Here is a 26,479-nt window from a genome sequence, read left to right as displayed (position 1 = left end):
ATTTCTCCCTTTCTCACAATAGCATTTGATAAGGATGCTCAAGATAATAGACGATTTCATTCAAAAAGGAGCTGGCAGGATCTCCATCAAGGGCACGGTGATCGAACGTCAAGCTAAGGGGTAAAAGGGTTCGTTCTGCTATTTCTCCGCCTTGGAATACGACCGATTTTTGATAGGTTCCTACTCCTAAAATCCCGGCTTCCGGTGTATTCAGGATCGGAGTGAAGTATTCAATTCCGGACGCCCCTAAATTGGTGATTGTAAATGTTGATCCCTTCATCTCATCACTGGAAAGCCTGTTTTCTCTTGCTTTTTTACTTAGCGTATATATACTCTCCGCCAACTCCAGGATGGTTTTATTTTCAGCCTGAAAAACGACCGGAACAACCAGGCCATCATCTAAAGATGTTGCCATTCCCAGATTAATCGTTTCGTACGTATGGATTTCATCATTGATATAAGCACTGTTAGCTGCTTTATGTTTTCCTAAGGCCATTACTGTTGCCCTGGCAATAAACGCTGTCAATGTTAGAGAAATGTCGGCATCTGTTTTTTGCAATTCCTGTTTCGCTTGTTTTTGAATTTCCTGTAACTCGGTGATATCTGCCTTTTTCATCAGAGTCAACTGAGCGCTTTCCTGCAGACTTTGATGCATTCGATCTGCAATTACTTTCCTAATTCCTTTAGCTGGAGCTACTTTGGAATTTGCATGGTCCTGGGAAGGTTGTTCATGTGAAGAAGCCGGTGCAGCTGCCAGACTTTCCTTTTCTTCCTCAACAGCTGGATTTTGATCTAAATAATTCTGTACATCCTGCTTGGTAATCCGTCCTTGTGGGCCTGTCCCGACTAATTCCTCCATTGGAACTCCATTGGATTTCGCCATTTTCTTAGCAGCTGGTGATATTTTAATTCTCTTACCCGTATCTGGTGCCCGTTTTTCCTCTGTCATGACAGCAGTGGCTGCTACCTCACTTGCAGCTGATGTTTCTTTAGAAGATGTTGAAGGCTTGTCTTCCTCATTAGAAGAAGTGTCGATATTTTCACCTGCTTCTCCAATATAGGCTAATGTATTGCCCACTTTTAACGTTTCATCTTCTTTCGCCATAATTTTCAAGATTACTCCATTCGCCGGAGCCTCTAATTCATTGGTTATTTTCTCTGAGCTGATTGTAACCAGGGGTTCCCCTTTCTTCACTGGTTCGTTTTCCTTTTTCAACCATTCAGCAATGGTGCCCTCCTGCATGCTCATTCCGAATTTTGGCATCACCACTTTCTCCGCCATGGCATTCCCACTCCTTCTTTCATCAGATTAAAAACTAGTTAGATAGTTACGATTGATTCATCATCTATCAATTCAGAAACTACGGCTAATATTTTTTCAGGTGTTGGCAAATACAAGTCTTCTAAAGCTGGCGAGAACGGCACCGGGCTGTGAGGTGCAGTAACCATCTTAATCGGTGCATCGAGGTAATCAAAACCTTTATCAGCTACCAATGCTGAAATGTCGGTTGCTGCGTTGCAGCGTGGGTTGGCTTCATCGACGATGACCAGCCGGCTTGTCTTCTGAACTGATTTCAAAATTGAATTCTCATCCAATGGAGAAAGACTCCTAGGATCAACAACTTCGGCTTCGATTCCTTTTTGGGCAAGTTGTTCAGCCGCAGCAAGCGCTGTATTGACTTGCTTTCCGATTGCCACAATCGTTAAGTCGTCCCCGGCACGTTTGATGTCCGCCTTTCCAATCGGAATAGTATAATGTCCTTCTGGTACTTCCCCTTTGACGTTATAGAGGGTTTTATCTTCAAAGAACACTACCATATCGTCATCTTCTATAGCAGAAATCAGCAGTCCTTTGGCATCAGCAGGGGTGGAAGGGACCACAACTTTGACACCCGGAATTGCGGTAAACATGCCATAAAGGGTCTGCGAGTGCTGAGCTGCTGCACGAAATCCTGCTCCGTGCATCGTCCGGATTACAAGAGGAATTTTCGCGTGGCCGCCAAACATGTACCTTAATTTCGCACCCTGGTTCATCACTTCATCCAGACAGCTGCCGATAAAGTCATTAAACATCAATTCAGCAATTGGCCGCATTCCAGTGGCTGCAGCACTTACAGCAGCTCCAACATATCCTGCTTCAGCAATTGGCGTATCAAGAATCCGATCTCGTCCAAATTCCTGGACTAAGCCTTTAGTGACCCCCATTACTCCGCCCCAGGCATCTTCATCTCCGAGATGATCGAGGTCAGCTCCACCGGCTACATCTTCTCCCAGCAAAATAACATTTTCATCGTTTCTCATCGTTTCCTTAATCGCTTCATTAATCGCATCAGCAAATGAAATTTGTCTTGCCATCGTTTATTCCTCCCCGCCTGGTTTATAGTTCACGTACACATCCGTGGTCAGTTGATCGGCCTCCGGCATTGGGCTTTTCTCCGCAAACTCCACAGCATCTGCGACGGCCTGCCGCACGTTTTCATCAATGGAGTGGAGCTCATCCTCGGATGCAAGGTTATTCGATAATAGATGTTCCCGGAATCGAATAATTGCATCTAATTCATTCAGGTGCTGCTCTCGTTCCTCTGATGTTTTATAGGTCTGGGCATCGCCTTCAAAATGTCCATAGTTTCTATATGTGACACACTCGATCAGACTAGGTCCTTCTCCATTACGGGCACGTTCCACCGCTCGTTGTGCCGCTTCATAAACGGCCATCGTATCTTTTCCGTCCACCGTTTCACCCGGGATATTATATCCGGCTGCCCGATCAGCAATCGATTTACAACTGGAGGCATATTCAAACGGAGTCGATTCTCCATATCCATTGTTTTCCGCTACAAAAATGACAGGAAGGTTCCAGATTGCTGCCTGGTTGATTCCTTCATGGAAAGTTCCGTGGTTGTTGGCACCATCACCAAAGAAGCAAACCGCAACCCCGCCAGTTTTTCTCAACTTTGCTGATAACCCTGCGCCAGTCGCCAGCGGGAAACCACCGCCTACAATTCCATTTGCTCCAAGCATCCCTTTACTGACATCGGCAATGTGCATGGAGCCGCCTTTTCCTTTACATAAGCCCGTGGCTTTTCCATAGATTTCTGCCATCATGCCTTTCAAGTCGCACCCTTTAGCAATACAATGTCCATGTCCACGGTGTGTACTCGTAATGTAGTCCTTGTCATCTAAATGGGAACAAACGCCGACCGCAACCGCCTCTTCCCCAGCATATAGATGCACGAATCCGGGTATGGTTCCTGTACTGAATGTTTCATGGACCTGATCTTCAAACCGACGAATCTCTACCATCTTCTGATACATCCATTTGGCTTTTTCAGCTGTCAGTGCTTCTTGCTGGACTTCCGATACTCTCATACACGTCGCCCTCCTTAATTTTTGTAACGCTCTAACGGAATTTGCCTATGGAGCGTTCTACTTTTAACTGTTGCAAGTTTCATGCCAAAAAAGAAAACGCTTACATAATAAGCGTTTTTAAACATTCATCTATTAAATTTCGACTGGAAACTGAGACAAATCGGGAAACTGTCTCATTCTGTCTCAATATGTTCCATTATCCCAGATTGTATTTTTTCAATTTCCGATAAAAAGTGCTGCGGGGTATCCCAAGCTGCCGGGCAGCGGCCGAAGCTTTTCCTCCGTGCTGTCTTAACGCTTTTTCAATATACTCCTTTTCCATCTGCTCACGTGTGGACAATTCAACACAAAAGCTGTCTTCCCTTTCATATGGAGTAATTTGCCGAATATAGGTTTCAACTTCTGAAGGTTCTGGTGATTGCTCACCATATTCTGTATAAATACCTTCCAATACATTAAAAAGCTCCCGGATATTCCCTGGCCAATGGTAGCTTTGCAAAGCCCGAATAGCTTCTTTACTCCAGGTGAATGGCCAATTTTGTTTCCCAAAATAATAATCAACTAAGTCAGGAATATCCGATAACCTGCTTTTAAGCGGCGGCATGTGAAGAGGATAGACATAGATTCGATAATAAAGATCTTCCCTGAATTGCCCTTTCTTAACGAGCGCTCCAAGGTACCTATTGGTTGCTGTAATGAGACGGAATGTGACAGGTATCGGCTTTTTACCGCCAATAGGCACTACCTTTTTTTCCTGGAGCGTACGCAGTAGAGCAACCTGTGTTTTTACTGAGATGTCACCAATTTCATCCAAAAATAAAGTGCCACCATTGGCTTGTACTATTTTCCCTTCATAACCACCCTTTTGAGCACCAGTGAATGCTCCTCCTGTATAACCAAACAGTTCGCTTTCCAACAGGTTTTCAGGTATGGCACCACAATTGACCGCAACAAACGGGCCTTTGGATTTACTGCAATCATGAAGCGATCTTGCCATTACTTCTTTTCCTGTCCCTGTGTCTCCAGTAATATGAATGGTGACATTCTTATCAGCAGCCTTTTTCGCACGATCTATTACTTTTTGAAATGCGCTGCTTTTCCCGGCTACACCCTGAAATTGGAACGAGGAGTTCCAGCCTTGGACTGCAGGTGATTTTTTATGATTTGTTAAAGTGATTAGATGCCCGATGATTTCTCTTGAATCTTTTGCGTATACAGGAGACTTTTTGTGGTTTGTCGGTAATTCAGAAATGGCAGCAGGACCATTTGTAATGGCAGGGGATGCGTAAACCAACTGGTGATTACGATTATAAAGCATGAAGGAACGGTCACTGCCTCTTTCTTCTTTCAATCCAAAATGGATTAACTCAAGCTCTTCTTCCTTCATCATATGCTGCCACTTGCTCTCAATCGCATAGGCAGCAGCAACAACTGTCGCAAGCACATGTTGATAGTAATCGGGAATATAAGGACTTGAGATATCCAAAGCACCAATCACATCGCCATTCTCATCTTTAATCGGCGCAGCGGAACATCCCCATGTTTGCGATGCTACTGAAAAATGTTCCATCCCATTGATGGCGATTGGTTCACCAATTGCCAATGCTGTTCCGATTGCATTGGTTCCGACTTGTTCTTCCGTCCATTTCACACCCTCTGTAAAATTTATCTGACCCGCCGTGGCTTTCACTTGTTCCTCCCCTGCCATCCTTAGTACATAGCCCTCACGATCGACAAGGAGCAAAACCACATTAGAATCATGGTACATAGCTGCAAGCTTTTTGATAAATGGTTCTGCCAATTGTATCAGCCGGCTATTTTCTCTTCTCCGTGTCTGTAACGCCTCATAAGACAACAAGTGGGTGCCTTTCCCATTGTAAGGATCGACACCAAGACGTCTGCAATGGTTCCATGATGTCAGAATCCGCTCGTTAATACGTGAATCATCCAATACACCTTCCTGGACAAAACGTCTCCAATCACCTTTTGTGATTTGTTCCACCACGTGATACTTCACCTCTTTGAATGGTATTAAAGTATGTCAGCAAGAGAGCATTCTACTCCTAATATTCGATTAAAATTGCTCTGGTTCCTCCTTGTAACTACTTATATTTCTGAAAATTCCTACAAAATTCTCAAACTATTAAAATACTGTGCATAAAGGGTTTAGAAGCTTGAAGATGAGTTCATTTCCCGATTTTTGTAAAAAAAGATCGATAAATGTAAAACGAATATAAAAGGAATTTTTTGTCGGTTTGTCGAAATTAAGCAGTATGCATAAAAACTTAAGACACTATGAAAGGGTGTAAGTATGTTGAAGAATAGTCTTTTCAAATGGCTGCCCTATAAAGACCAGGATACAAGTGAAAAAAGATTAGTAGAAGTAATGAAACGTCTAAAGATTGGTGACTACCATTTTAATTGGGATCGCAGCAGTTGTTATATAGAATTCGATTACAAAGATCATTCCTATCGTTTGGAACATTCTGTAGAGAAAGCAAAAAGAAAAGGGATTTTGCTGAAGAACGGCCTTGATTGTTTAGCGGCATTGACCCAGACACTAGAGGACCTTTGTGTCATCATCGACCGCGGCACCTATCCGTTCGAAACATGGATAGCAGGGATGCAGGACGATTCAAAAGAAGAAGCACCAAAGATTGAGAGTAAGCATCAAAATGAAAGTAACGCAGAGACAGACAAAGAGGAGTTTAACAAGGAATTCATTCCTTTTCGTAAAGATTCAACCGTAAGAGATTTTGAACGAAAGCAGGTTGCCCAGGGAGGACAGCGTAAATAAATAAGGGAAAGTTATGTAATTTTAATATCAAATCGATTACATTAACTATATTCATGTCCTGATCTGATAAAATTTATAAAAAGAACGACAGCACCACATTGGCGCCTACCCCTGGCGCCAGTATAGTGCTGCTTTCTTAAGCAAGAAAACCAACCAGTGAAATCCGGTTGGTTTTTTTATGCGGAAAATAAAAAATAATAGAAAAACCCTTGTAATTAAACAAGGGTTTATAAGTGGAGCATAGCGGGCTCGAACCGCTGACCTCTTCGCTGCCAGCGAAGCGCTCTCCCAGCTGAGCTAATGCCCCGTAATTCAATTTTTCAACTCGACAATCAGTATTATATAACGACAATCCTATTTTTATCAAGAGGAAAATGAAAAAACTGCTAATTTTAATTCTATAACGGGACTTTCTTCATTGTTTATGCTGTTCCTTCACCGGGAAACGCTCTTTCTAAGGAGGCGATATCGATGCAACCGAACTATCAAATCTTTGGTGATGACGAAAAAATGGGTGAATCCATCGACCGAATCAAGAAACATGGGGTCGATGAGGATAACATCTATATTCTTTCCCATGACAATGACCATGTCAGACGAGCGAAAAGACAAACCGACGCAAATAAGATTGGTGTAAGCGAAACTGGTCTTGGTACAGCAACGAAAAATGTCTTCCGTGGTAAAGATGATAAACTGCTCTCCAAGATGAAAGAAATTGGCTTCGAGCAATCTACGGCTAAGGAACTCCATAAAGAACTAGAAAAAGGAAAAACGTTATTAGTTGTTACGAATGAAGAAGATGTAAAATTTTAATAAAAGAACCAAAAAGCGGAGGGGTCTATGACAGGTACCCTCCGCTTTGCTTTATTTAACGGGAACTTTGATATACTGGTTCAGCATGTTTTGCATCAATTGTTTCCCTTCCAGCGTCCCGATAGATTCCGGATGAAATTGGACACCTTCGATCGGATACTCTTTATGCCGGATACCCATGATTTCTCCGTCTACTGTTACAGCAGTTAAATCAAAGGTTTTTGGCAGACTTTCCATATCGACAATCAAAGAATGGTAGCGCATGGCTTCCATCGGGGATATCAGCCCCTCGTAAATTCCTTTTTCCTCGTGATGGATGTAAGATGATTTGCCATGCATCAACTTTTCCGTCTGTACCACTTCCGCGCCGAATGCCTGGGCGATGGCCTGATGTCCAAGACAGACACCGAAAATGGGGATTTCACCTTTAAACTCATCGATGACTTCTAAGGTCATCGGTGCATCGCTTGGTGAACACGGTCCCGGCGAAAGAAAAATCAAATCAGGCTGAAGATTTTTTATCTCTTCCAGGCTAACCTTATCATTACGACAGACAATGATTTCTTCCCCAAGCTCACCAAGATATTGCACAATGTTATAGGTAAAGGAATCATAATGGTCAATCATATAAATCATATTGCTCAGCTCCTCTCTGCTCTTCCTCCTCTGCTACTCGACTAGTTCACGTACATTCTCATAAAAACGATCCAGGGCTTCCTGACGCTTGCTATCATCTTTTAAATTTTCTACTTCTGCTTCCACCAGCCGAATGATTTTACTTCCGATAATGACACCGTCGGCATGGTCCCGAATCATTCGGACATCTTCATTCGTCGAAATGCCAAAGCCAACGGCAACAGGAACAGGGCTGTGCTCCTTCACTTTCCTGATAAAGTCGGTGACTTCTGACGACAGCTGGTTTTCGCCTCCGGTAACGCCAAGTGTGGATACGCAATAAAGGAATCCGCGCGCTTCCGATGCTATCTTTTGAATCCGTTCTTCTGAATTAGGGGCAACTAGCGAAATATATTCAATATCGTGCTTTAACGCCAGTTCTCTGACAGACTCGCTTTCTTCATGGGGCAGATCCGGAATCAGTACCCCTTCTGCTCCATGTTCCTCCAATAGTTTGAAAAGCTTTTCCTCTCCAATACGGAGGACTGGATTATAATACGTGAAAACGACAACTGGTATCTCCAGTCCCTTTTCACGCATTTCTGGAATCAATTCAATTGCCTGCTGCAAAGACATACCATTGTCCAATGCCCTTTTCGCCGCCCGCTGGATCGTCGGCCCATCGGCCAATGGATCGGAATAAGGAATTCCTAATTCCAAAATATCAGCACCAGCCTCCTGGAGTTTCAAGGCGAGGTCAATCGTCACTTTAGGAGTAGGATCGCCTGCTTCAATGAATGGGATGAACAAGTCTTCTGTCTTGTTCAATTTCCCTTGGAATGAAGTTTGTGTCAGCATATTATTCCTCCCCCTTGAAATGATTCATAATCGTAGCCAAGTCTTTATCTCCACGTCCCGACAGATTGATAAGAATCGTTTTATCCGGTGACATGTCTTTTGCTTCTTTGAAAGCCTGTGCTAAAGCATGAGCGCTTTCCACAGCAGGAATGATGCCTTCCGTCTCGGTCAGCAGCTTCAATGCGTTCATCGCTTCCTCATCGGTAACCGCTTCATAGCGTACCTGTTTGGAGTCGAACAAATAAGCGTGCTCCGGGCCGATGCCTGGATAGTCGAGTCCTGCGGAAATCGAGTATGGCTCGGTAATTTGTCCATGCTCATCCTGCAACAGGAACGTCAACGAACCATGAATAACACCGCGATCTCCCTTCGTCAATGTCGCGGCATGCTCCGACGTATCTATGCCTTTTCCAGCCGCTTCAACGCCGACAAGCTCCACATCATCTTCCAGGAAAGGATGGAACATACCGATGGCGTTGCTCCCGCCGCCGACACAGGCATAAATATAATCCGGCAGGGTTGGCTCTCCTTCAAGAAACTGACGCTTGGATTCATCACCGATAATCCGCTGGAAATCACGGACCATCCGTGGGTAAGGGTGCGGTCCAACAACAGAACCGATCAAATAAAAGGTATCTTCACAGTTGGCAACCCAGTAACGAATCGCCTCATTGGTTGCATCCTTCAAGGTGCCTCGTCCACTGGAGACAGGAATCACTTCTGCCCCAAGCATTTTCATCCGAAAAACATTCGGCTCCTGGCGGCGGATATCTTCTTCCCCCATGAACACTTTACATTCCAATCCGAATTTAGCAGCCACCGTCGCAGACGCTACACCATGCTGTCCTGCTCCCGTTTCTGCAATGATTTTTTGTTTGCCCATCCTTTTCGCAAGCAATGCCTGACCAATGGCGTTATTTAATTTATGGGCACCAGTATGGAGCAAATCCTCCCGCTTTAAATAAATCCTGGCTCCACCGAGCATCTCGGTCACTTTATCTGCATAAGTAAGTGCCGTCGGTCTTCCTGCATACTTTTCTAATACGCGGTGATATTCTGTGATAAACTCTCTGTCAGCCATCGCTTCATCAAGCGCTTCTTCGAGCTCCTGTAATGGAGCCATCAAGGTTTCCGGTACATATTTTCCACCAAAGTCACCGTACCGCCCTTTTTGATCTGGATATACTTGTTCCATAGTTTTCCACCTCTCTCATCAGCGCTTGAATTTTATTTCGATCTTTTTTATTGTCCGTTTCAGTCCCACTGGAAAGGTCTATCCCTCCCGGGTGGTAGTTTAGTACTTCTGCTGCATTTTCATCGGTAATACCGCCAGCAATCAGACACGGAACCCTCTGGTGCTCTGCTTCTTTCATATATGCCGGGATTGCTTCCCAATCAAATCGCACGCCGGTTCCGCCGTAGGCACCTTTCACTTTGGAATCTACTACAAATCCATCAACTGCTCCTTTGAATAAGTGCATATAATCCACGCCAAAATCAGCGTGGTGGATGACTTTATAAACCGGTACAGCAAAATGTTCTTTGATTTGCAGTACTTCAGAAACCGTTTCATTGCCATGTAACTGGATGATGTCGAGTGGGACGTAGTGTAAAGCGATTTCCAATTCTTCAAGTGTCGGTTCGACAAAAACACCAACCAGTTTTTGCTGTGGTTTGATTTCATTTATCCAGCGTCCGACAAGCTCAGGACGGACATACCGTTTTGTTCCTTGTACGAAGATGAAACCAAGATGAGTCGCCTGCGAGTCTGCACTATAGGCTAAGTCCTGCTTTGAGCGGTTCCCACATAGTTTCACTAACGGTTCGGTCATGAGCGGACGCCCCCCATCAAACGGTTCACCGCTTGATTGAGGTTATTCTGTCTCATCAGCGCTTCACCAACCAGGATACCTTCCGCTCCAACAGATACGACCTGTTCGATATCCTCATAGGTGAAGATGCCGCTTTCCGAAACTAGCAGACTCTCTTCTGGCACCATTGGGGCAATTTTCTTCGTCTGTTCCAATGTAGTTTCAAAGGTTTTAAGATTCCGATTATTGATACCGATAATTTTCGGTGTAAAAACTTCTAAAATCCCTTCCAGCGTCTCTCCTGAATGAACTTCTACGAGAGCTTCCATCCCAAGTGACTCGGCATGATCATAAAGTTCATGAAGCTGCTTTGGTTCCAATGCTTCTCCGATCAAAAGGATCGCATCCGCTCCGATACGGTCGCTTTCTTCGACCTGGATAGGGTCGATGATGAAATCTTTACGCAATACCGGCAGCTCCACTACCTTTTTAATATCACTTAAAAAGTCACGGTGCCCCTGGAAGAAATGCTGATCGGTCAATACAGATATCGCCTGCGCTCCCGCTTTCTCATATTCCCGCGCGATGACGACGGGATTGAAGTCATCACGGATGATTCCTTTCGATGGCGATGCCTTCTTCACTTCTGCAATCAAACCGGCAAGGTGGGGGGAATTTCTTATCGCACCACGCAAGGAATGGCGTGTCGTATTCTGTTTATCTGGTAATAAGGTTTTTTCTATTTCTTGTTGTTTGATAGCGAGAATTGTATCAAGCATATTTCTGCTCCTTTGTATGTGTGATTGCTTCAAAGTATTCCCTTACAACATCTTCCTCAAGCGCTTTTTTCACCTGCGCTACCCCTGCCTGGATGCTATCCGCCTGTCCGGCAATATATAATCCAGCTGCCGCGTTCATCAGTACGATGTCCCTGGCGCTGTCATTCGCTTTGTTATAGACGATATCTTCAATGATAGCGGCACTTTCTGTCGGATGGGAAATTTGGATATCCTCCAGCTTGCCTCGTCTCAGCCCCACCTCTTCCGGGCTCACAGTAAACCTCGTAATCTCTCCATCTTTCAATTCCACGATATCGGTTTCTCCGGTAATGGTTATTTCGTCCAGTCCATCACGGCCAGTCACCAATAGTACGTGTTTGGATCCAAGTGCCTTTAACGTACCTGCCAGTTTTTCTCCGTGATTCGTATCATAGATACCAATCAGCTGACGTTTCGTCTGCGCAGGATTGGAAATCGGCCCAAGCAAGTTGAAGACAGTCCGGAATCCAAGCTCCTGTCTTGCAGGTACGGCGTGTTTCATCGCCTGATGGTAAGTCGGTGCATATAAAAAAGTCATCCGCTTTTCGTTCAGCGCTCGCTTGCCTTCCTCCGGAGTAACCTCTAAAGGCATTCCTAATAACTCTAGCACATCGGCGCTGCCACTTTTGGAGGAAACTTTACGGTTGCCATGCTTTGCAACCTTTACACCCATTGCGGCAAGGACAATAGCTACTGCTGTAGAAATATTAAAGGTCGAGCTGCCATCTCCACCAGTTCCGCAAGTATCAATGACCGCGTCATCTTCGAGATCCATTTTCAGCATATTGCTTCGCATCGCTCTGGCAAAGCCCGTCATCTCCTCGATTGTTTCCCCACGGTAACGCAGTACGCTCAATACACTCATCAATTGTCCTGTAGAGACTTTCCCCTGCATAATCTGGTTCATCAAATCAAAGGCGTCCTGTTCCCCAAGCTTTTCTCCTTCAACGACACGTTTCAATAATTCTTTCATCTCTGCTCCACTCCTTCTCTGCTCTTCTCAAATGTTTTCTCAGCTAATTCTATCGTCTTCTTTAATGCACTCGCTTTATTTAATGTTTCCTCATATTCGCTTTGCGGGTCGGAGTCTGCTACAACTCCCGCCCCCGCCTGGATATAAGCTTTTCCTTTATAAAGGGTCATTGTCCTTATAGTGATACAGGAATCAATGTTCCCGTCATACCCAAGGTAAAGAATGCCTCCTCCGTAAAGGTGTCTTGGCGTTGGTTCCAGTTCCCTTAATATCTGCATCGCCCGTACTTTCGGCGCACCGGATAATGTCCCAGCCGGGAATGCCGAGTATAAAGCCTCTATCGGATGGATTCCGCTGCGAAGCTTTCCGGTCACTTTACTGATGATATGCATCACCTTGGAAAAACGTCCGATGACCATGAACTCAGGCACCTTAACGGACCCGTACTCCGCTACCCGTCCGATATCATTCCGGGCTAGATCGACAAGCATCCGGTGCTCGGCCCGTTCTTTTTCATCTGCAAGGAGTTCATTAGCCAGGGATTCATCTTCTTCCTCAGTCATCCCCCGCTTTCTCGTCCCGGCAATCGGGTGAATTTCTAATTCCCCATCCCGGACTTCTAACAATCGCTCCGGGGAGCTGCCGATCACTTCTAACTCACCGAATTTCAAATAAAACATATAAGGGGATGGATTCACTTTCCTTAATACCCTGTAGAGCTGAAATCCCCCAAGTGTGGTTTCCGCTTCGAACCGTTGGGAAAGGACCGCTTGAAAAATATCTCCTGCATGGATATAATTTTTCACTTTTTCTACATCTTCAAGAAATGATTCATGCGAATAGTTGCTTTTCAATTGGATTTCTTCGTGAGATTCTTCATCGTTCGTCAGCATCAGGTCATGTACAAACCCGTTGGTCATCAGCTGATCACTAAGTTCTTTGATACGGTTTCTCGCCTGAAGGAATTTATCTTCTGGTTTATCATCATCTTCCAACCGCGCAAACTGCATAATTGTGGTTTCTTTCGTTTTATGGTTATAAGCAATGAGCGTCTGGCAAAACAACAGGTGATAGTTCGAGATCGGAATATCGTCTTCAATTGCCTCGGGAACAGGCTCTATATCAGAAATAGCATCATACGCGATATAACCGACCGCGCCACCACGAAACGGGACAGCGACCTCTGGTTCCTTTACCTTCAAATACTCCAATGAGCGATCGAAGGCTTCCTTCAAATCAGGAGCTTCCATCACCTGTGCTTTTTGTAAATCTTTAATATGAAATATCTCCCCATCCTGCTCAACTTCCAGCATCGGTTCAATGCCGATGAAGGAAAAATTGGACCATGGGGATTCTGGATCCTGACTCTCCAGCATATAGACAGCTTCGTCTTTCAAAGCCTGGAACATATGAATCGGAGTCAAAGTATCCGTATAAAATGATTCCGTTACAGGGATTGTCTGATATGTGCGTGCAGCTTTTAGAAAAGCTTCGCGTGTGGTCATGTCCTCACCTCTCCATAATTGTTATGGAGAATGAGAGTTGGAGGGTAAAAAGTGGATGATAAAAGAAGGTTTGGTACAGGCAACAGTTCAGGCTCTCCCTGATGTCCCTCTACTCGCTCGGCTCAACTCATCCAATTACCTCAACTCAGCTCACTCATTCTCGTCTCTCAACTCTAACTTGTTTGTTAGTTTAAAGAATACTACGCTGTATGTCAACCAAAAGTTCTGACAATTTAAATAATATGTTCTGTTAAAGCTCCCTTTTCTTGAAGACTCAGTTTCGAGATAGTTTGTTTCCGTTACGATAGTAACGATTTGGAGGTTTGGGGGGGTTTCTCCCATCCTTCGGATGGGGTGGTTGGGGATGCTTGGTATTTCTTTATAAATATTTCTATAAAAATATGAAGCTTTTTCCTATAATCATTCGTAAGATTAGATGTATAGGAATTATAGGGGGGATTCATATGGCAGAGTTATTTGAAAGTGTCAACTGGGCGCTTATCGCACCGTTGATTGTCATTCAGCTGATTTTACAAGTGGTGGCGCTGATTGACTGGTTCCGGATCGAGCGGACAAACGGTCCAAAGATCATGTGGCTGTTCATCATCCTGCTTCTTAATATGATAGGACCGATCTTGTATTTTGTGATCGGAAGGAGACAGGAGTAATGGCGCTGCTCACGGTAAAAAACTTGAAGAAAAATTATGATGGCAGTCCTGTCATCCGTGGAATCGATTTTTCAATCAACAAGGGAACATGTGTCGCTTTGCTTGGTCCCAATGGGGCGGGCAAAACGACAACGTTACGGATGTTGTCCGGTTTGATCCGCTCAAACGGCGGTAGTATTTCTTTTGAAGGACTGGATGACCAGACGGATATCCGCTATCACATCGGCTATCTGCCCCAACACCCCGTATTCCATTCCTGGATGTCAGGCAAAGAGTTTCTAGTATATGTAGCCAGGCTTGCTAACCTTGACAAAAAAACAGCGGATGCAAGGGCGGACGAATTACTTGCCCGTGTCGGCATTGCTGATGCAAAAAATAAGCGGATAGGAAAGTATTCTGGTGGGATGAAGCAGCGGCTTGGCATTGCCCAGGCTATGATTCACCAGCCGAAGTTGTTGATGCTGGATGAGCCTGTATCTGCTCTCGATCCGATAGGGCGCAGGGAAGTGCTTAATTTGATGGAAGAGTTGAAGCAGGAAACAACATTGCTTTTTTCTACTCATATATTAAATGATGCAGAAGAAGTCAGCGATGAGCTTCTGATGATGCATTATGGCGAAATTGTCGAGTCGGGACCGATGGAAATGGTAAGGCAAAAGCATCGCGTCGATAAAATCGATGTCGCCTTCCATGAAGATTTTGTACCCGATGAAATTTTATTGACAGCTCTTCCTTCTGTCATGCGTATAGAGTCCCACAGGGGAATACACCATATATTCGTTACAGATACCACCCAGGCAAGGGATGAACTTTTGCAATTGATTCAGTCGGAACACTGGCCTCTTGAACGGTTTGAAGTCGGCCGCGCATCACTGGAGGACTTATTCATGAAGGTGGTGAAGTCATGATGCAATTTCTGACCGTTTTCAAACGAGAAATGCTTGAATCGGGCCGGAATTTCAAATGGATTTGGGTGCCTCTTGTTTTTATCCTGCTTGGGCTATCTGATCCTCTGTCTACTTATTACCTTCCACAAATCATAGAATCTGTCGGAGGCCTTCCTGATGGCACGTCTTTTGACATACCGACTCCACCTCCCCATGATGTACTGATGATGAGTCTTGCTCAATTCAGTCAGCTCGGTGTACTGGTGGTGGCTTTGATGGCTATGGGACTTATATCCGGAGAAAGGAAAAGTGGTGTCGCAGAACTTGTGCTGGTAAAACCGGTGAAATACAGTACGTATGTATCAGCAAAATGGACAGCTACTAGTGTTCTGGTGTTAGTCTCTTTGTTTGCCGGTTTATTGGCTAGCTGGTATTACGTGAATTTACTATTTGGTGATGTTTCATTTTTACATTTGCTGGCGACATGGTTTTTTTATGGTTTGTGGCTGGTATTTGTCATCAGTATCTCCGTTTGGATGAATACCTTGTTTAAAGTCCCGGGATTAGTTGGTTTCTTGACTATATTGCTGGTTATCCTTACAAGCATCGTTACAAACATTTTTGATCATGTCTTGGAGTGGAGTCCGGCAAAGCTCAGCCCTTATATCCGCACAATGTTAAGTGACGGAAGCATCCCTGGCGACCTCTGGGTAACTGCTATCATCACGATAGGAATAAGCCTTGCCTTGCTGGCAGCAGCCATCTACACTTTCCGCACGAAAGAAATGGCCTGATTCCCAGCATTTGGAGGGCTCCGGGGTGTTTACGTAAACACCCCGGAGCCCTCCAAAATTTAACAAAAGGGAGGGTGCGAGTTGCAGCACTCTCCCTTTTCCTTTAATCTTGTAAATTGTTGTCGCCAAACATGAATTCACGCTGATGGTAATGGACAGCAAAAGCGAGCCCGATTGCCATGAGGTTCGCGAGCAGTGAGCTGCCGCCATAACTGATGAATGGCAATGGAATACCCGTAATTGGAAGAAGCTGAACGGTCATACCAATATTTTGAAACACGTGGAAAGTAATCATACTGACAACGCCTACGCAAACATAGGCACTGTAGGAATAATTTGCCCGAATAGCCAGCTGGATCAAATGGTAAATCAATAAGAAGAAAACCAGAATCACCAGACAGGCGCCGACAAATCCGAATTCTTCTCCTATTACACTAAAAATGAAGTCGGTATGACTTTCGGGGATATACACTTCTCCTCCGCCGAATCCTTTCCCCGTCAACATGCCGGACCCAATCGCCTGCAAAGACTTAATGAGATGATACCCTTCACCGGACTGGTATTTATAGGGCTCAAGCCAGGCATAGATTCTTCCGAATTGATACTCCTGGATTCCCAAATACTTACGCAGTACATCAGGAGCCTGGATGACGAGGTAAAACAACGTCCCTCCCACTGCTCCAATCAATCCATAAATCGGAAGAATCAACTTCCAGGTGACACCTGCAACAATAATCAATCCTGACATAATTCCCAGATAAACGAGCGCCGTTCCGAAATCCGGCTGCTGCATAATCAGCATGATGGGAGCGAATGTGACCCCCATAATTTTCATCAGGAGAACGAAATCAGTCTTAGTAGTCTTAAATTGATTTTCCTTATTGTGGTTGACAATTACTCTGCTTAAAACAAGTATGGTAAATATCTTCATAAATTCCGATGGCTGGATCGATCCTATTCCAGGCAGAAGAAACCAGCTTTTCTGCCCATTGATAACTGGAGCTATACTTGCCGGTGCCATAACGAGCGCCAGCAAAACCAGCATACCTGCTCCGTAAACATACCAGCTCAACCCTTTATACTGAATGGGTTCAATTAACATCATTCCGGCTATGATCAAACTGCCAAGTATGTACCACATAATCTGCCGGAGTACATAGTTATCGGAATACTGATTCGTCTGGATTGCGCTATATATGGCGACACAACTGATAGTGAACAAGGCTAACATAATAAAAAACAGGCGCCAGTCAAAGCGCTCTTCGAATGTCATTCAAATCATCCTCAAGGTTTATCAAAATGATGTAAAAGTAAAAAACTGTTTTCCATACATATAGATTCTAATACAATATCCGGGATGATGAAACATTTTTATATGAGATTTAACAATGAAAATCACACAAGGAGGCCCAATATGAAACAGATTTTGCGGAGCTATGATTTCGGTTTGCTTGCCATCATACTACTCCTGAGCATATTTGGACTTTTAATGGTCTATAGTTCCAGTTTTGCCTTTGCAGAGATCAAATACGGAAATCCCCAATACTTTTTCAACAAACAATTGATGTGGCTGATCATTGGACTGACGTTATTTTTCTTCGTCAGTATCTTCCCCTACCAATTATATGGACGATGGATCATACCAATTGTCTTCTTGACTTTCCTATTACTGATAGCCGTCCTGATTCCTGGTATCGGCATTGAACGAAACTATTCGCAGCGATGGCTCGGCGCCGGTCCTTTGATTTTCCAGCCATCGGAACTGGCAAAAATAGCATTCATCCTTTATTTCAGCAAAGTGTATACCAATAAACAAAAGGATATGGATAGCTTCACAAAAGGGGTTCTCCCTCCGTTAATTATACTTGGAGCCGGATTCGGACTGATATTAATGCAGCCTGATCTCGGAACTGGGACGTCAATTCTGCTTGCTTGCGGAATGATATTGTCGGTATCAGGAATAAGACAAGTACACTTTTGGGCGTTAGCAGGCACTGCTGCTGCCGGGATCGCTGTATTGGCATTTTCTGCTTCTTACAGGCTGGAGCGGCTGACCTCTTTTGTCAACCCTTTCGCTGATCCTGATGGAAGTGGCTTTCAACTGGTCAATTCTTACCTGTCTATTGGAACCGGCGGTGTCACCGGAACCGGGCTTGCTAACAGTGTCCAAAAACTGGGATACTTGCCGGAAGCCCATACGGATTTCATCATGGCGATTATAGCTGAGGAGTTGGGGTTCCTTGGGGTAGCCATGACTATGATTCTATACTTGTTGCTTTTGTTTAAAGGATTCCATATTTTTCAAAAAACAGAAAATCCGTTCGGGAAGTTATTGGCCTTAGGGTTCACCTTTCAAATCATTTCTCAGGCGATGATCAACCTGGGAGCAGTTACAGGGATGCTCCCAATTACAGGGATAACCTTGCCATTGATTAGTTATGGAGGGACTTCCATGGTCATCACCTTTATCTCCCTCGGCATCATGATGAACATTTCTTTGCAGCAAAATTACCGCTTAAAGTATAAGAAAGCTGGGAATACTACCCCTTCAAACAGGGTAAAAGATGAAAAGACATACCAACGTCCGGTATGGAACGGATGACGTACCTGTTGTAATAGGGGGGAATACCTTGACTGCAAAAATTGAGTATGACAGTGAACTAATGTTAGAGATCTTAGATTTGGTCAAAGAAAACAATCAGCCAAAATTAATGGAAATAGTGGATGATATCCAGCCTTATGACTTACGGCAAATCTATCTCCAACTACCCGAAAAGCTGAAAACTAAATTTTTGTCTCTAGTGGACCAAGTACAACTCGTAAAGTTGATCCAGGAACTGGAACAACCAGATCAGTTGAAAATGCTAAACCAATTGAGTACAAGTAAGTCTGTTGCTGTTTTAAACAAAATGGATAATGATGACTTGGCTTATATGTTCGATCAATTTCCTAAAGAACGGGTAGAATATTACCTTTCGCGCATGCAAGAACAGGAATCTACTCATGTACAAAACATCATGAACTATCCCGCCGAGACAGCAGGAAGACTAATGACGAACCGTTTTGTATGGATTTCTAAATCAGCAAGCGTGCGCGAGACCGTTGATAAATTAAAATCATTTGCAGCGATAGCCGAAACCATCAATTACCTGTATGTCATTGATGAGGACAAAAAGCTGGTTGGCGTTGTCTCATACCGTGACCTGATTCTGGCGGATATGAATGAAACGATGGAGGATTTGATTTCCCATCGGGTTATTTCGGTACCGACAGAAATGGACCAGGAAGAAGTTGCGCAAGTAATCGAGCGTTATGACTTCCTTGCTGTACCAGTAGTGGACGAAGAAAACCACCTGAAAGGGATTATCACGGTCGACGATGTCATTGATGTCGTCATCCAGGAAGCGAATGAAGACATCGAGAAGTTGTCTGCCTCTGGTAAAGATATTACCTTCGAAACCAACTCGTTGACCGCTTCCTACCGGCGACTGCCGTGGCTGATTTTATTATTATTCATTGGCCTGGTCTCAGGGAGTATCATCAGCACCTTTGAAGAGACATTGGATGCGGTGGTTGCACTTGCCTTCTTTATGCCACTGATTGCAGGTATGACCGGGAACACAGGGACTCAATCACTAGCCATTGTCGTCCGGGGATTGGTTTCTCAAGACCTGGACAAAAAGACAGTCGCCAGGCTGCTATTAAGAGAAATGCTAGTTGGAATTATTATGGGGTTGATATGTGGAGCCCTTATTTTAGTGGTAGCCTATTTTTGGCAAGGAAATATTGCATTAGGGGCTGTCGTAGGGTTATCATTGCTGCTGACCATTATTATCGGTACCTTGACTGGGACAAGTATCCCGCTCCTGCTTCATAAATTCAATGTCGACCCTGCAGTTGCTTCCGGACCACTAATTACGACTATCAATGACATTCTATCCTTATTTATTTATTTTAGTTTAGCAAGACTTCTGATCGAGTTTATGATGTAAAAAGGTCTGGCCCTGTTTAAGGCCAGACCTTTTATTATTTATTCAATTTCAGCTACATACTTTCTCAGTTTTTCGTTTCTTTCCTCACGTTCTTGTTCAGAAGCTGTATCGTATTTTTTCAAGAGATGGAAAATATCATTAAGCTCTTCTTGAGAACGAATATCCTTTAAATAGATATGCATTTTCACTGCCAGTTCATCAGGTAGGAATTCTTCCTGACTAATCAGTTTTTTCTTCACATCGTCTTGACCATGATCAATATTGCACTCTGCCATGTTTAACAAACCTCCATCTTAAATAATTTATATTGAGACTTACTACATGCTTACCCATAAAAATCCCTAAAAAAACTCCCCTCTTTCTTAAGCTCTGTTAAATCCCCGTGTTGTTCTTGCGGATAAGCTCCCAATTGCTGAAGACTCAGTTTCAAGATAGTTGGGTCCGTTACCGAAAGGGAAGCGATGGGCTGTGAAACGACGCTTTCCCCTCTCTAACTTTTATGAATTTACATAAATAAGATAACTCGAAATGAAGTAGGTGATAACCATCAATAGAGATGGTATTACGTACGTTAGTTTATTTTTCACCTGGACACGGATGATTGGATAAATCGCTAACAGCCCTAATGCCATCGCACTCAAGGTAGTAATGGCATGGGTATTGCTGACTGTTTGAAGAATGGCTTCTTGCCAGTACAAGACATCGGTTCCTACCAATATCATCAGATTGAACAAGTTGCTCCCCATGATGGAACCAATCGCTAAAGGATAATTCCTTAATTTCAAAGCTACAAACACAGAAACCGCTTCAGGCAATGACGTGGAAGCGGCGACAAGAAATGTGCCGACAAAACTGGAACCCAGCCCGGTAATGACTGCAATTTTATCTGCTGAGATAGTCAAAGCTGAACCCGCTGCCAATACTAAAATGGCGGATATGATAAATCCCATGACTGCACGCTTCAAGGTGACATGTTTATAGGCTCCATAAACTTCTGCTTGTCCCTCCGATTCAGATTCCTTCTGCTCGTCCCCTGCTTTTGAAATGATCTTCGCGCCTATGCCATACATAACGACCATGGCAATGGATTCCCATCCGATGCCGAAAAAAGAAAAAGGAATCGGGATGAGGATAGAGACGACTACCGTTAACGACAGCAGCATAAATAATCCCATGGTATAAAAGTTTTCGTTGGTGGCATGGTTAAAGATCCGTTTCCTTCTGAAAATCGCATCCATGACAGCCAATATCAATAAATTGAACATGTTGCTTCCCATTACATTCCCGACTGCAATATCCGGGTTATCAATGATGACAGAGGTGACACTGGTAGTAACCTCCGGTAATGAAGTGGCACCACCAAGCAGTACCCCTAAAAAGGCTGCTTTCAATGTTGATTTTTTATCAATGACATCCACGTAATTGGAGATTTTAACACTTAAATAGATGGTAGCGACAGCTGCAATTATAAAAATGACATAAATCATGATGACCCTCCGTTTTTATTCTACGGGTATATACCCAGTACGCAAAATATCAACCATATGATTACTGTCGCTTTACTGATCATCCATAAATTCGAGGTTCTTAAAATTTCTGCTGATCGGTCTTGGCGCTTTCAGCTTATCAAAGAATATCACATATGTGTTTTTCTTTTCATCAATACTTTCAATTTTACCTTCACCAAACACAGGGTGCCTGACGCGGGATCCTTCATGAAAGCCATCAGTTGATGCTTGTTCAGGATGGGCATACGCCTGAATATACTGCTTCGCTTCTTTGATCAACTCTTCATCCAATAAACCGATACGCCGGTATGCTGCTTCTTCAATTTCAAAAATAAACCGGGAGGGATACTTTTGCAGGCCGCCGCTCTGGAATCCTTCTGATTCCGTCAGATACAGTTCCTTTTCTGCTCGGGTTATAGCTACATAGGCAAGCCTCCGTTCCTCTTCCAGGCCGCGCTCTTTCCGTTCTCTTAAGGTCCGGACATTGGGGATGATCCCTTCTGTCATTCCGACAAAAAAGACATACGGAAACTCCAGCCCCTTGGCCGTATGGATCGTCATCATTTTGACAGTTTCCGCTTGTGCTTCCCGGTCATGTTCCGTATAAAGAGTCAGCATCTGCAAATATTCTTCCAGCTCGATGTCTTCCCCCAGTGTCTGTTCATACTGCACGATGGAATGAAGAAGTTCGGTGAGATTATCCAGACGGTCCTGATCCCCGTCCTCCCGGATATAAGCTTCGTAGCCTGTCTGCTGAAGAGCTTCCTGCAACAGCTCAGAGATGTTCATTGTTTTTCTTTTTACTTTTAATGATTCGATCGCATCGATGAAAGCTTGCGCTCCTGTACGGTGTAGCCGGGGATGATCCGCATATGTTTTCAACGCATCATATAAGGATAAGCCTTCGGTTTCCGCCCGTTCCCTGAGAAAATGCATCCGCTTCTTTCCGATTTGACGTTTCGGTACATTGATAATCCTTGAAAAAGACAAGTCATCTTCAAACGCTATCATCTTAAGATGAGCAAGGGCATCTTTGACCTCCATCCGGTCAAAAAACTTGAAGCCGCCAAAAATGGTGTACTCTATGCTTTCTTTGATAAGCGCTTGTTCGATGAAACGGGACAAGTAATTGGCGCGATATAAAATGGCGATGTCATTATAACTGACCTGCTTCGTGTCAATCAGCTCTTTAATTTTATCCACCACCCAGGCCGCCTCTTCCTGCTCGTCCTTGCCATGATAATGGATAACCTTTAAGCCACCTGCATTATCGGTAACCATTTCCTTATCGACACGGAAGTAGTTATGCTTGATGAGCGAATTACCCGCCGATAATATTTCTGGGGTCGACCGATAGTTCCGGTTCAGGAAAATCGTTTCAGCTGAAGGAAAGTACTCCTGGAAGTCGACGATATATTTGGGGTCGGCTCCCCGCCATTCGTAGATCGTCTGATCCGGGTCACCAACAACGAACAAGTTCCCATGCTTTTCCGCCAGCATCCGTACGAGTTCGAATTGCTTGGCATTACTGTCCTGAAATTCATCTACCTGAATATAGAACAACCGGTCCTGCCACTTTTCCAATACCTCGGGATATTGACTGAATAACACGAATGTGAAATTAATCAAGTCATCAAAGTCCAGACCGAATACCCGTTTTTGTTTTTTCAAATACATTTGGATAATCCGCCCATCCAGGTCGTCCCCCGATTCTTCTGCCGGCATCTCTCCCCGCTGGACCATTTGCTGAACATAATGGGTGTTTCCTTTCAGCATGCCGATCTTATCGAGCAGGCGCTTGAATGTTTTATCATTCATTTTTAAACCTAAGTCTTCGAAAATCTCACGGAGTATTGTTTTTTGATCTTCCACATCCAGAATGACAAAATTTTTCGGATAGAAAAGCCGATGGATGTCCTCCCTTAGCACACGTACACAAAATCCATGATATGTTGTGATAAAACCGGTATCCTGCTCTCCGCCAATCAATTGTTTGACTCGTCTCCGCATTTCATGGGCTGCTTTATTGGTGAACGTCACACACAGCATGTTGGAAGGCTCGATCCCTAATGCATTAACAATGAAGCCATAACGGTGTGTCAACGCTTTTGTTTTTCCTGATCCTGCCCCGGCGATGACTCGTATGTATCCTTCCGTGGAAGTAACTGCCTGCTGCTGCGCTTTATTCAGTCCTTGCAGTAAATCTTCCATGCCTCACCCCACCTTTTCCTAGAACATTTGTTTGTATTATATCATAATTGCCGGGCAAGCACTTATCACTCATCTATCATCTCAATTACGTATAATAATTCTCTCTTTTTTGAAGATTTGTCTCTCATATTTTTGAATTTGTCTCTTTTGTCCCTGAAATCACCTCTCTTCTTTTCATAAATTCTACTTTAACGTTATGTTTTCTCTCTTTTAGTCATTTTGTCTCATAAACCCAACAAAAATAGAAACCAGCCGCCCTTGGAGGCTTGCTGGTTTCTTAGCTATTCCCGAATCGCGCAACGGTTTGGGCCAATCTCCATTTCCCGCTGAGCTTCTGTTTCTGGTTTTTGTTTTCCCATATTTGTTTCACGGATATCCTGGTAGCTGTTTGGCTGTGGCGGCAAGTTGTCTGTCACCGCGCTTCGGAATTCATTTTCGTCTTCGATGTTCAACCCATGATTCTCATTATAGAGGGTACCGAGATTCTCTGAAATACTTCCATCTTCATTCATTTCTTTGATGCCCATATAGTGGGCAGGCAGAACAGTCAGGCTATCCGACAGAGATTTATATCTCTCATAAAGTGTGTTACGTAAATCAGCCACCCAGTCTTCAGCCTTTCCGGCCAAGTCAGGACGACCGATGGAATCAATGAACAGAATGTCTCCTGTGAGTAGATACTTATCATCGACAATAAAAGACGTACTCCCAATGGTGTGGCCTGGAGAGTATATAGCTTTGATGGTCGTTTGCCCTATCTGAAATTCATCGCCGTCATGCAAGGGGCTATAATCATATGTGACTTCATCGGCATCCTTCGGAGGTAAATAATAAGAAGCCTGCTGTTTATCAGCCAGCTTTTTTCCTCCTGAAATATGGTCGGCATGCAGATGAGTGTCGAACACATGGGTCAGCTTTACGCCTTTTTCCTTAATCATCTGTTCATATGGCTCCAGCATCCTGTTTGTATCAATCATTGCTGCCTCGCCATCCGATATGACCAGGTAAGACAAACAACCTTTCCCGATCCGGACGAACTGAATCATACTACCACCGGAAACCGTTCCGATTTCAACCGGCTCCAAGTGTTCACTGTATGCTTTCATTCCTCCTGCAATTGAATAGACATTATCGTACCCTGCCTCGGCGATTTGCTCAGCGACAAATTGAGAAGATCCTCCTTTGGCGCAAATCGTATAAATCGGTTCATCCTTTGGCAAATGGTCGACGACTGGATCAATTCCTTCTAATAATTCGAAGTAAGGTTTATTCACAACATCTACGTTTTCACCTTCAATTTTCCAATCATCAAACTCATCGGTATTTCGGACATCTAAAATAAAAACCTTTTCCCCTGACAAGATTTTCTTGGTAAGTTCCTTTACTGTAACTTCTTTGACCTGTTGGCCTGTGATCATTCCTATTCTCCTTTCATTTAAAATGTGAGCGTGATGTTGGCATCATTCGCAAAGTTCAAAAAGCTGGCAGCTTCACCAACATCTATCCCCCCCACAAAATGGTCTTTCTCTAAGCTCATCACGTCCATTGTCATCTGACAGGCGATCATTTTCACATTCATTTCACTTGCCATGCTTACCAATTCTTCTATTGGAGGAACATTGGCACGTTGAAAACCTTCCTGGAAATGCTCTGTTCCTTCAGGCATCGGCAATTGTTTGTGTCCTTCCTTGTGAATCAAATTCAACCCTTCAAACGTGAAAAAGATGCCGACTTCTGCATCTGTCGCTGCAGCGGCTGTAGCAATATTGAATACTTTATAAGCATCGAACATTCCGCCATTCGCTGCTATAATAGCTACTTTCATTTTTCGTCCTCCTAGTTATTTTGTTCTGTCGGCCCTGACCACTCTTTCATGCCAGGAACCACATTTTTGACATTTTCGAATCCTTCAGCAGCCATTTTCTGTGCCGCTAGATCACTGCGGCTGCCTGTTCGGCAAACCACATGAATATCATCATTTTTATCCATTTCCTCAAACCGTTTTTCCAGTTCATCCAAAGGAATGTTAATGGCACCAGGGATATGGCCGAATGCGTATTCAGCAGGTTCACGGACATCGATGACAGTAACTTTCTCATTACCTTCTATCTTCTGAAGCAAATCATCCAAAGTCATAATATCTTTATGTTTCGTTTCTGTTTTCTCTTCATCTGCACTGGCTTTTCTCAAATAATGTTTGAATACATCGTCTTCTTGCGTAGAACCTAAATATTGGTGTCCGGTATTTTCAGCCCAGGCTTTAATATCGGTCGTCGACCCTTTGTCCGTTGCCTGAATTTCCATAACCATACCCGGATCTAAGCTTTCGATTCCTTTTTTGGTTTTAACAATGGGCATTGGACAGGCTAGTCCTTTAGCATCAACCACTTTATTGACGGTAACTTCCACCTTGTATTCACTCCTTTCGTCCTTATTATTGATAAGCTTTCTTTTAATATGCTGAGTTATTATTGCCATTGGTTTGTCGGCAACTTTTTTATATTTAGGTATAAAAAAAGCACCCCAATTGGTGTGCTTGAAAAATAAAATAATTATGAATGCCATTTACAATCCTTCTAACTCTTTTTCTGGAATGTCCGCTTCCTCATTATTGGATTTAATAATTTCTACATGTCTTAAGTTACCGATACTGTCAAAATCTATGGCTAAGGTATCTCCTTCTTTCGCAAAAGCAATCAGTCTTTCTTTTAACACCATCATTTCATTATGCTCGTTGCCTTTATCAACAAGTACAGCGTACAGCCCTTCAAAACGGTCCAAGGTGTATTGATTAATCATTAGGATGTCTCCCTCTCTTCGTAGTTTAGTTGGAGATATTAGCCTGTATCATTTCTTCTCT

Annotated in this window: 26 protein-coding genes and 1 tRNA gene; 7 read left to right on the top strand and 20 right to left on the bottom strand. The window is 43.8% G+C overall.

Annotated features, from left to right (window positions below; all coding sequences use genetic code 11):
• Nucleotides 1–13: 13 nt before the first annotated feature.
• The 4 genes from ACGTNI_RS06480 to ACGTNI_RS06465 all read right to left on the bottom strand — a co-directional run bounded on the left by ACGTNI_RS06480 (nt 14) and on the right by ACGTNI_RS06465 (nt 5,374).
• Nucleotides 14–1,282 carry a dihydrolipoamide acetyltransferase family protein gene (locus tag ACGTNI_RS06480; protein WP_394460894.1) on the bottom strand — a complete coding sequence of 423 codons (1,269 nt, stop codon included), beginning with the start codon at nt 1,280–1,282 and terminating at the stop codon, nt 14–16.
• 38 nt (nt 1,283–1,320) lie between these two features.
• Nucleotides 1,321–2,355, bottom strand: a complete 1,035-nt coding sequence (locus ACGTNI_RS06475; RefSeq protein ID WP_085505542.1) for an alpha-ketoacid dehydrogenase subunit beta — start codon at nt 2,353–2,355, stop codon at nt 1,321–1,323.
• Between the two features lie 3 nt (nt 2,356–2,358).
• Nucleotides 2,359–3,369, bottom strand: a complete 1,011-nt coding sequence (locus tag ACGTNI_RS06470; protein WP_394460891.1) for a thiamine pyrophosphate-dependent dehydrogenase E1 component subunit alpha — start codon at nt 3,367–3,369, stop codon at nt 2,359–2,361.
• 196 nt (nt 3,370–3,565) lie between these two features.
• Complete coding sequence (locus ACGTNI_RS06465) at nt 3,566–5,374, bottom strand: sigma-54-dependent Fis family transcriptional regulator (RefSeq protein ID WP_394460889.1); 1,809 nt, start codon at nt 5,372–5,374, stop codon at nt 3,566–3,568.
• Between the two features lie 306 nt (nt 5,375–5,680).
• Here ACGTNI_RS06465 and ACGTNI_RS06460 point away from each other — a divergent pair, with 306 nt between their 5' ends.
• Nucleotides 5,681–6,166: a hypothetical protein gene (locus tag ACGTNI_RS06460; RefSeq protein WP_394460887.1), complete on the top strand. Its 486-nt coding sequence runs from the start codon at nt 5,681–5,683 to the stop codon at nt 6,164–6,166.
• Nucleotides 6,167–6,400: 234 nt separating this feature from the next.
• Here ACGTNI_RS06460 and ACGTNI_RS06455 read toward each other — a convergent pair.
• Nucleotides 6,401–6,473, bottom strand: a tRNA-Ala gene (locus ACGTNI_RS06455).
• Nucleotides 6,474–6,637: 164 nt separating this feature from the next.
• Here ACGTNI_RS06455 and ACGTNI_RS06450 point away from each other — a divergent pair.
• Nucleotides 6,638–6,979, top strand: a complete 342-nt coding sequence (locus ACGTNI_RS06450; RefSeq protein WP_085505538.1) for a YflT domain-containing protein — start codon at nt 6,638–6,640, stop codon at nt 6,977–6,979.
• A 51-nt stretch (nt 6,980–7,030) separates the two neighbouring features.
• On the opposite strand, the gene ACGTNI_RS06445 is transcribed toward ACGTNI_RS06450, so the two are convergent.
• Genes ACGTNI_RS06445 through trpE form a run of 7 tightly spaced genes read right to left on the bottom strand, consistent with a single transcriptional unit; the run spans nt 7,031 to nt 13,559 of the window.
• On the bottom strand, nt 7,031–7,615 hold the full coding sequence (locus ACGTNI_RS06445) for an anthranilate synthase component II (protein WP_394460884.1): 585 nt from the start codon (nt 7,613–7,615) through the stop codon (nt 7,031–7,033).
• A 33-nt stretch (nt 7,616–7,648) separates the two neighbouring features.
• Nucleotides 7,649–8,452 carry a tryptophan synthase subunit alpha gene (trpA, locus tag ACGTNI_RS06440; RefSeq protein ID WP_394460882.1) on the bottom strand — a complete coding sequence of 268 codons (804 nt, stop codon included), beginning with the start codon at nt 8,450–8,452 and terminating at the stop codon, nt 7,649–7,651.
• A gap of 1 nt (nt 8,453) precedes the next feature.
• On the bottom strand, nt 8,454–9,647 hold the full coding sequence (gene trpB, locus ACGTNI_RS06435) for a tryptophan synthase subunit beta (protein WP_085505535.1): 1,194 nt from the start codon (nt 9,645–9,647) through the stop codon (nt 8,454–8,456).
• Nucleotides 9,607–10,284 (bottom strand): phosphoribosylanthranilate isomerase, encoded by a 678-nt coding sequence (locus ACGTNI_RS06430; RefSeq protein WP_394460880.1) that lies wholly within the window; start codon nt 10,282–10,284, stop codon nt 9,607–9,609. The genes trpB and ACGTNI_RS06430 overlap by 41 nt, the downstream gene beginning before the upstream one ends.
• The gene (gene trpC / locus ACGTNI_RS06425; protein ID WP_085505533.1) at nt 10,281–11,042 is read right to left on the bottom strand and encodes an indole-3-glycerol phosphate synthase TrpC; all 762 of its coding nucleotides are present in this window, start codon (nt 11,040–11,042) and stop codon (nt 10,281–10,283) included. Before trpC ends, ACGTNI_RS06430 begins: the two co-directional genes overlap by 4 nt.
• Nucleotides 11,035–12,054, bottom strand: a complete 1,020-nt coding sequence (gene trpD, locus ACGTNI_RS06420; RefSeq protein WP_085505532.1) for an anthranilate phosphoribosyltransferase — start codon at nt 12,052–12,054, stop codon at nt 11,035–11,037. The genes trpC and trpD overlap by 8 nt, the downstream gene beginning before the upstream one ends.
• Nucleotides 12,051–13,559, bottom strand: coding sequence for an anthranilate synthase component I (gene trpE, locus ACGTNI_RS06415; protein WP_394460877.1), 1,509 nt, complete (start codon nt 13,557–13,559; stop codon nt 12,051–12,053). Before trpE ends, trpD begins: the two co-directional genes overlap by 4 nt.
• A 464-nt stretch (nt 13,560–14,023) precedes the next feature.
• On the opposite strand from trpE, the gene ACGTNI_RS06410 reads away from it, so the two are divergent.
• From ACGTNI_RS06410 to ACGTNI_RS06400, 3 genes are read left to right on the top strand one after another with little or no spacing between them, the layout of a single operon-like run.
• The gene (locus tag ACGTNI_RS06410) at nt 14,024–14,227 is read left to right on the top strand and encodes a PLD nuclease N-terminal domain-containing protein (protein WP_062439427.1); all 204 of its coding nucleotides are present in this window, start codon (nt 14,024–14,026) and stop codon (nt 14,225–14,227) included.
• Nucleotides 14,227–15,135, top strand: coding sequence for an ABC transporter ATP-binding protein (locus ACGTNI_RS06405; protein WP_394460875.1), 909 nt, complete (start codon nt 14,227–14,229; stop codon nt 15,133–15,135). The genes ACGTNI_RS06410 and ACGTNI_RS06405 overlap by 1 nt, the downstream gene beginning before the upstream one ends.
• Nucleotides 15,132–15,908 (top strand): ABC transporter permease, encoded by a 777-nt coding sequence (locus ACGTNI_RS06400; protein ID WP_394460873.1) that lies wholly within the window; start codon nt 15,132–15,134, stop codon nt 15,906–15,908. Before ACGTNI_RS06405 ends, ACGTNI_RS06400 begins: the two co-directional genes overlap by 4 nt.
• Before the next feature lie 103 nt (nt 15,909–16,011).
• Here ACGTNI_RS06400 and ACGTNI_RS06395 read toward each other — a convergent pair whose 3' ends face one another.
• Nucleotides 16,012–17,181: an FtsW/RodA/SpoVE family cell cycle protein gene (locus ACGTNI_RS06395; RefSeq protein WP_394460871.1), complete on the bottom strand. Its 1,170-nt coding sequence runs from the start codon at nt 17,179–17,181 to the stop codon at nt 16,012–16,014.
• A gap of 141 nt (nt 17,182–17,322) precedes the next feature.
• Here ACGTNI_RS06395 and ftsW point away from each other — a divergent pair, with 141 nt between their 5' ends.
• Both ftsW and mgtE read left to right on the top strand, forming a co-directional pair.
• The gene (gene ftsW, locus ACGTNI_RS06390) at nt 17,323–18,510 is read left to right on the top strand and encodes a putative lipid II flippase FtsW (protein ID WP_394460869.1); all 1,188 of its coding nucleotides are present in this window, start codon (nt 17,323–17,325) and stop codon (nt 18,508–18,510) included.
• A gap of 61 nt (nt 18,511–18,571) precedes the next feature.
• Entirely contained in the window at nt 18,572–19,900 is a 1,329-nt protein-coding gene (gene mgtE / locus ACGTNI_RS06385; RefSeq protein ID WP_394460942.1) for a magnesium transporter, read from the top strand.
• A 38-nt stretch (nt 19,901–19,938) separates the two neighbouring features.
• On the opposite strand, the gene ACGTNI_RS06380 is transcribed toward mgtE, so the two are convergent.
• The 7 genes from ACGTNI_RS06380 to ACGTNI_RS06350 form a co-directional block, all read right to left on the bottom strand.
• The gene (locus ACGTNI_RS06380; protein ID WP_394460867.1) at nt 19,939–20,175 is read right to left on the bottom strand and encodes a hypothetical protein; all 237 of its coding nucleotides are present in this window, start codon (nt 20,173–20,175) and stop codon (nt 19,939–19,941) included.
• Nucleotides 20,176–20,397: 222 nt separating this feature from the next.
• A complete protein-coding gene (locus ACGTNI_RS06375) occupies nt 20,398–21,387 on the bottom strand; it encodes a sodium:calcium antiporter (protein WP_394460865.1) in 990 nt (329 codons plus the stop codon).
• A gap of 72 nt (nt 21,388–21,459) precedes the next feature.
• Entirely contained in the window at nt 21,460–23,619 is a 2,160-nt protein-coding gene (locus ACGTNI_RS06370; protein WP_394460863.1) for an ATP-dependent helicase, read from the bottom strand.
• 281 nt (nt 23,620–23,900) lie between these two features.
• Entirely contained in the window at nt 23,901–25,037 is a 1,137-nt protein-coding gene (locus tag ACGTNI_RS06365; protein ID WP_394460861.1) for an MBL fold metallo-hydrolase, read from the bottom strand.
• Between the two features lie 17 nt (nt 25,038–25,054).
• Nucleotides 25,055–25,444 (bottom strand): DsrE/DsrF/DrsH-like family protein, encoded by a 390-nt coding sequence (locus ACGTNI_RS06360; RefSeq protein ID WP_394460859.1) that lies wholly within the window; start codon nt 25,442–25,444, stop codon nt 25,055–25,057.
• A gap of 11 nt (nt 25,445–25,455) precedes the next feature.
• Nucleotides 25,456–26,028 (bottom strand): sulfurtransferase TusA family protein, encoded by a 573-nt coding sequence (locus ACGTNI_RS06355; protein ID WP_394460940.1) that lies wholly within the window; start codon nt 26,026–26,028, stop codon nt 25,456–25,458.
• 156 nt (nt 26,029–26,184) lie between these two features.
• Nucleotides 26,185–26,418, bottom strand: a complete 234-nt coding sequence (locus ACGTNI_RS06350; RefSeq protein ID WP_394460857.1) for a DUF3006 family protein — start codon at nt 26,416–26,418, stop codon at nt 26,185–26,187.
• Nucleotides 26,419–26,479 lie beyond the last annotated feature (61 nt).

The sequence above is a fragment of the Thalassobacillus sp. B23F22_16 genome, assembly GCF_043496955.1.
In the GTDB taxonomy this organism is placed as follows: Bacteria; Bacillota; Bacilli; order Bacillales; family Halobacillaceae; genus Thalassobacillus; species Thalassobacillus devorans_A.
This window is presented reverse-complemented; position numbering and strand designations above follow the sequence as displayed.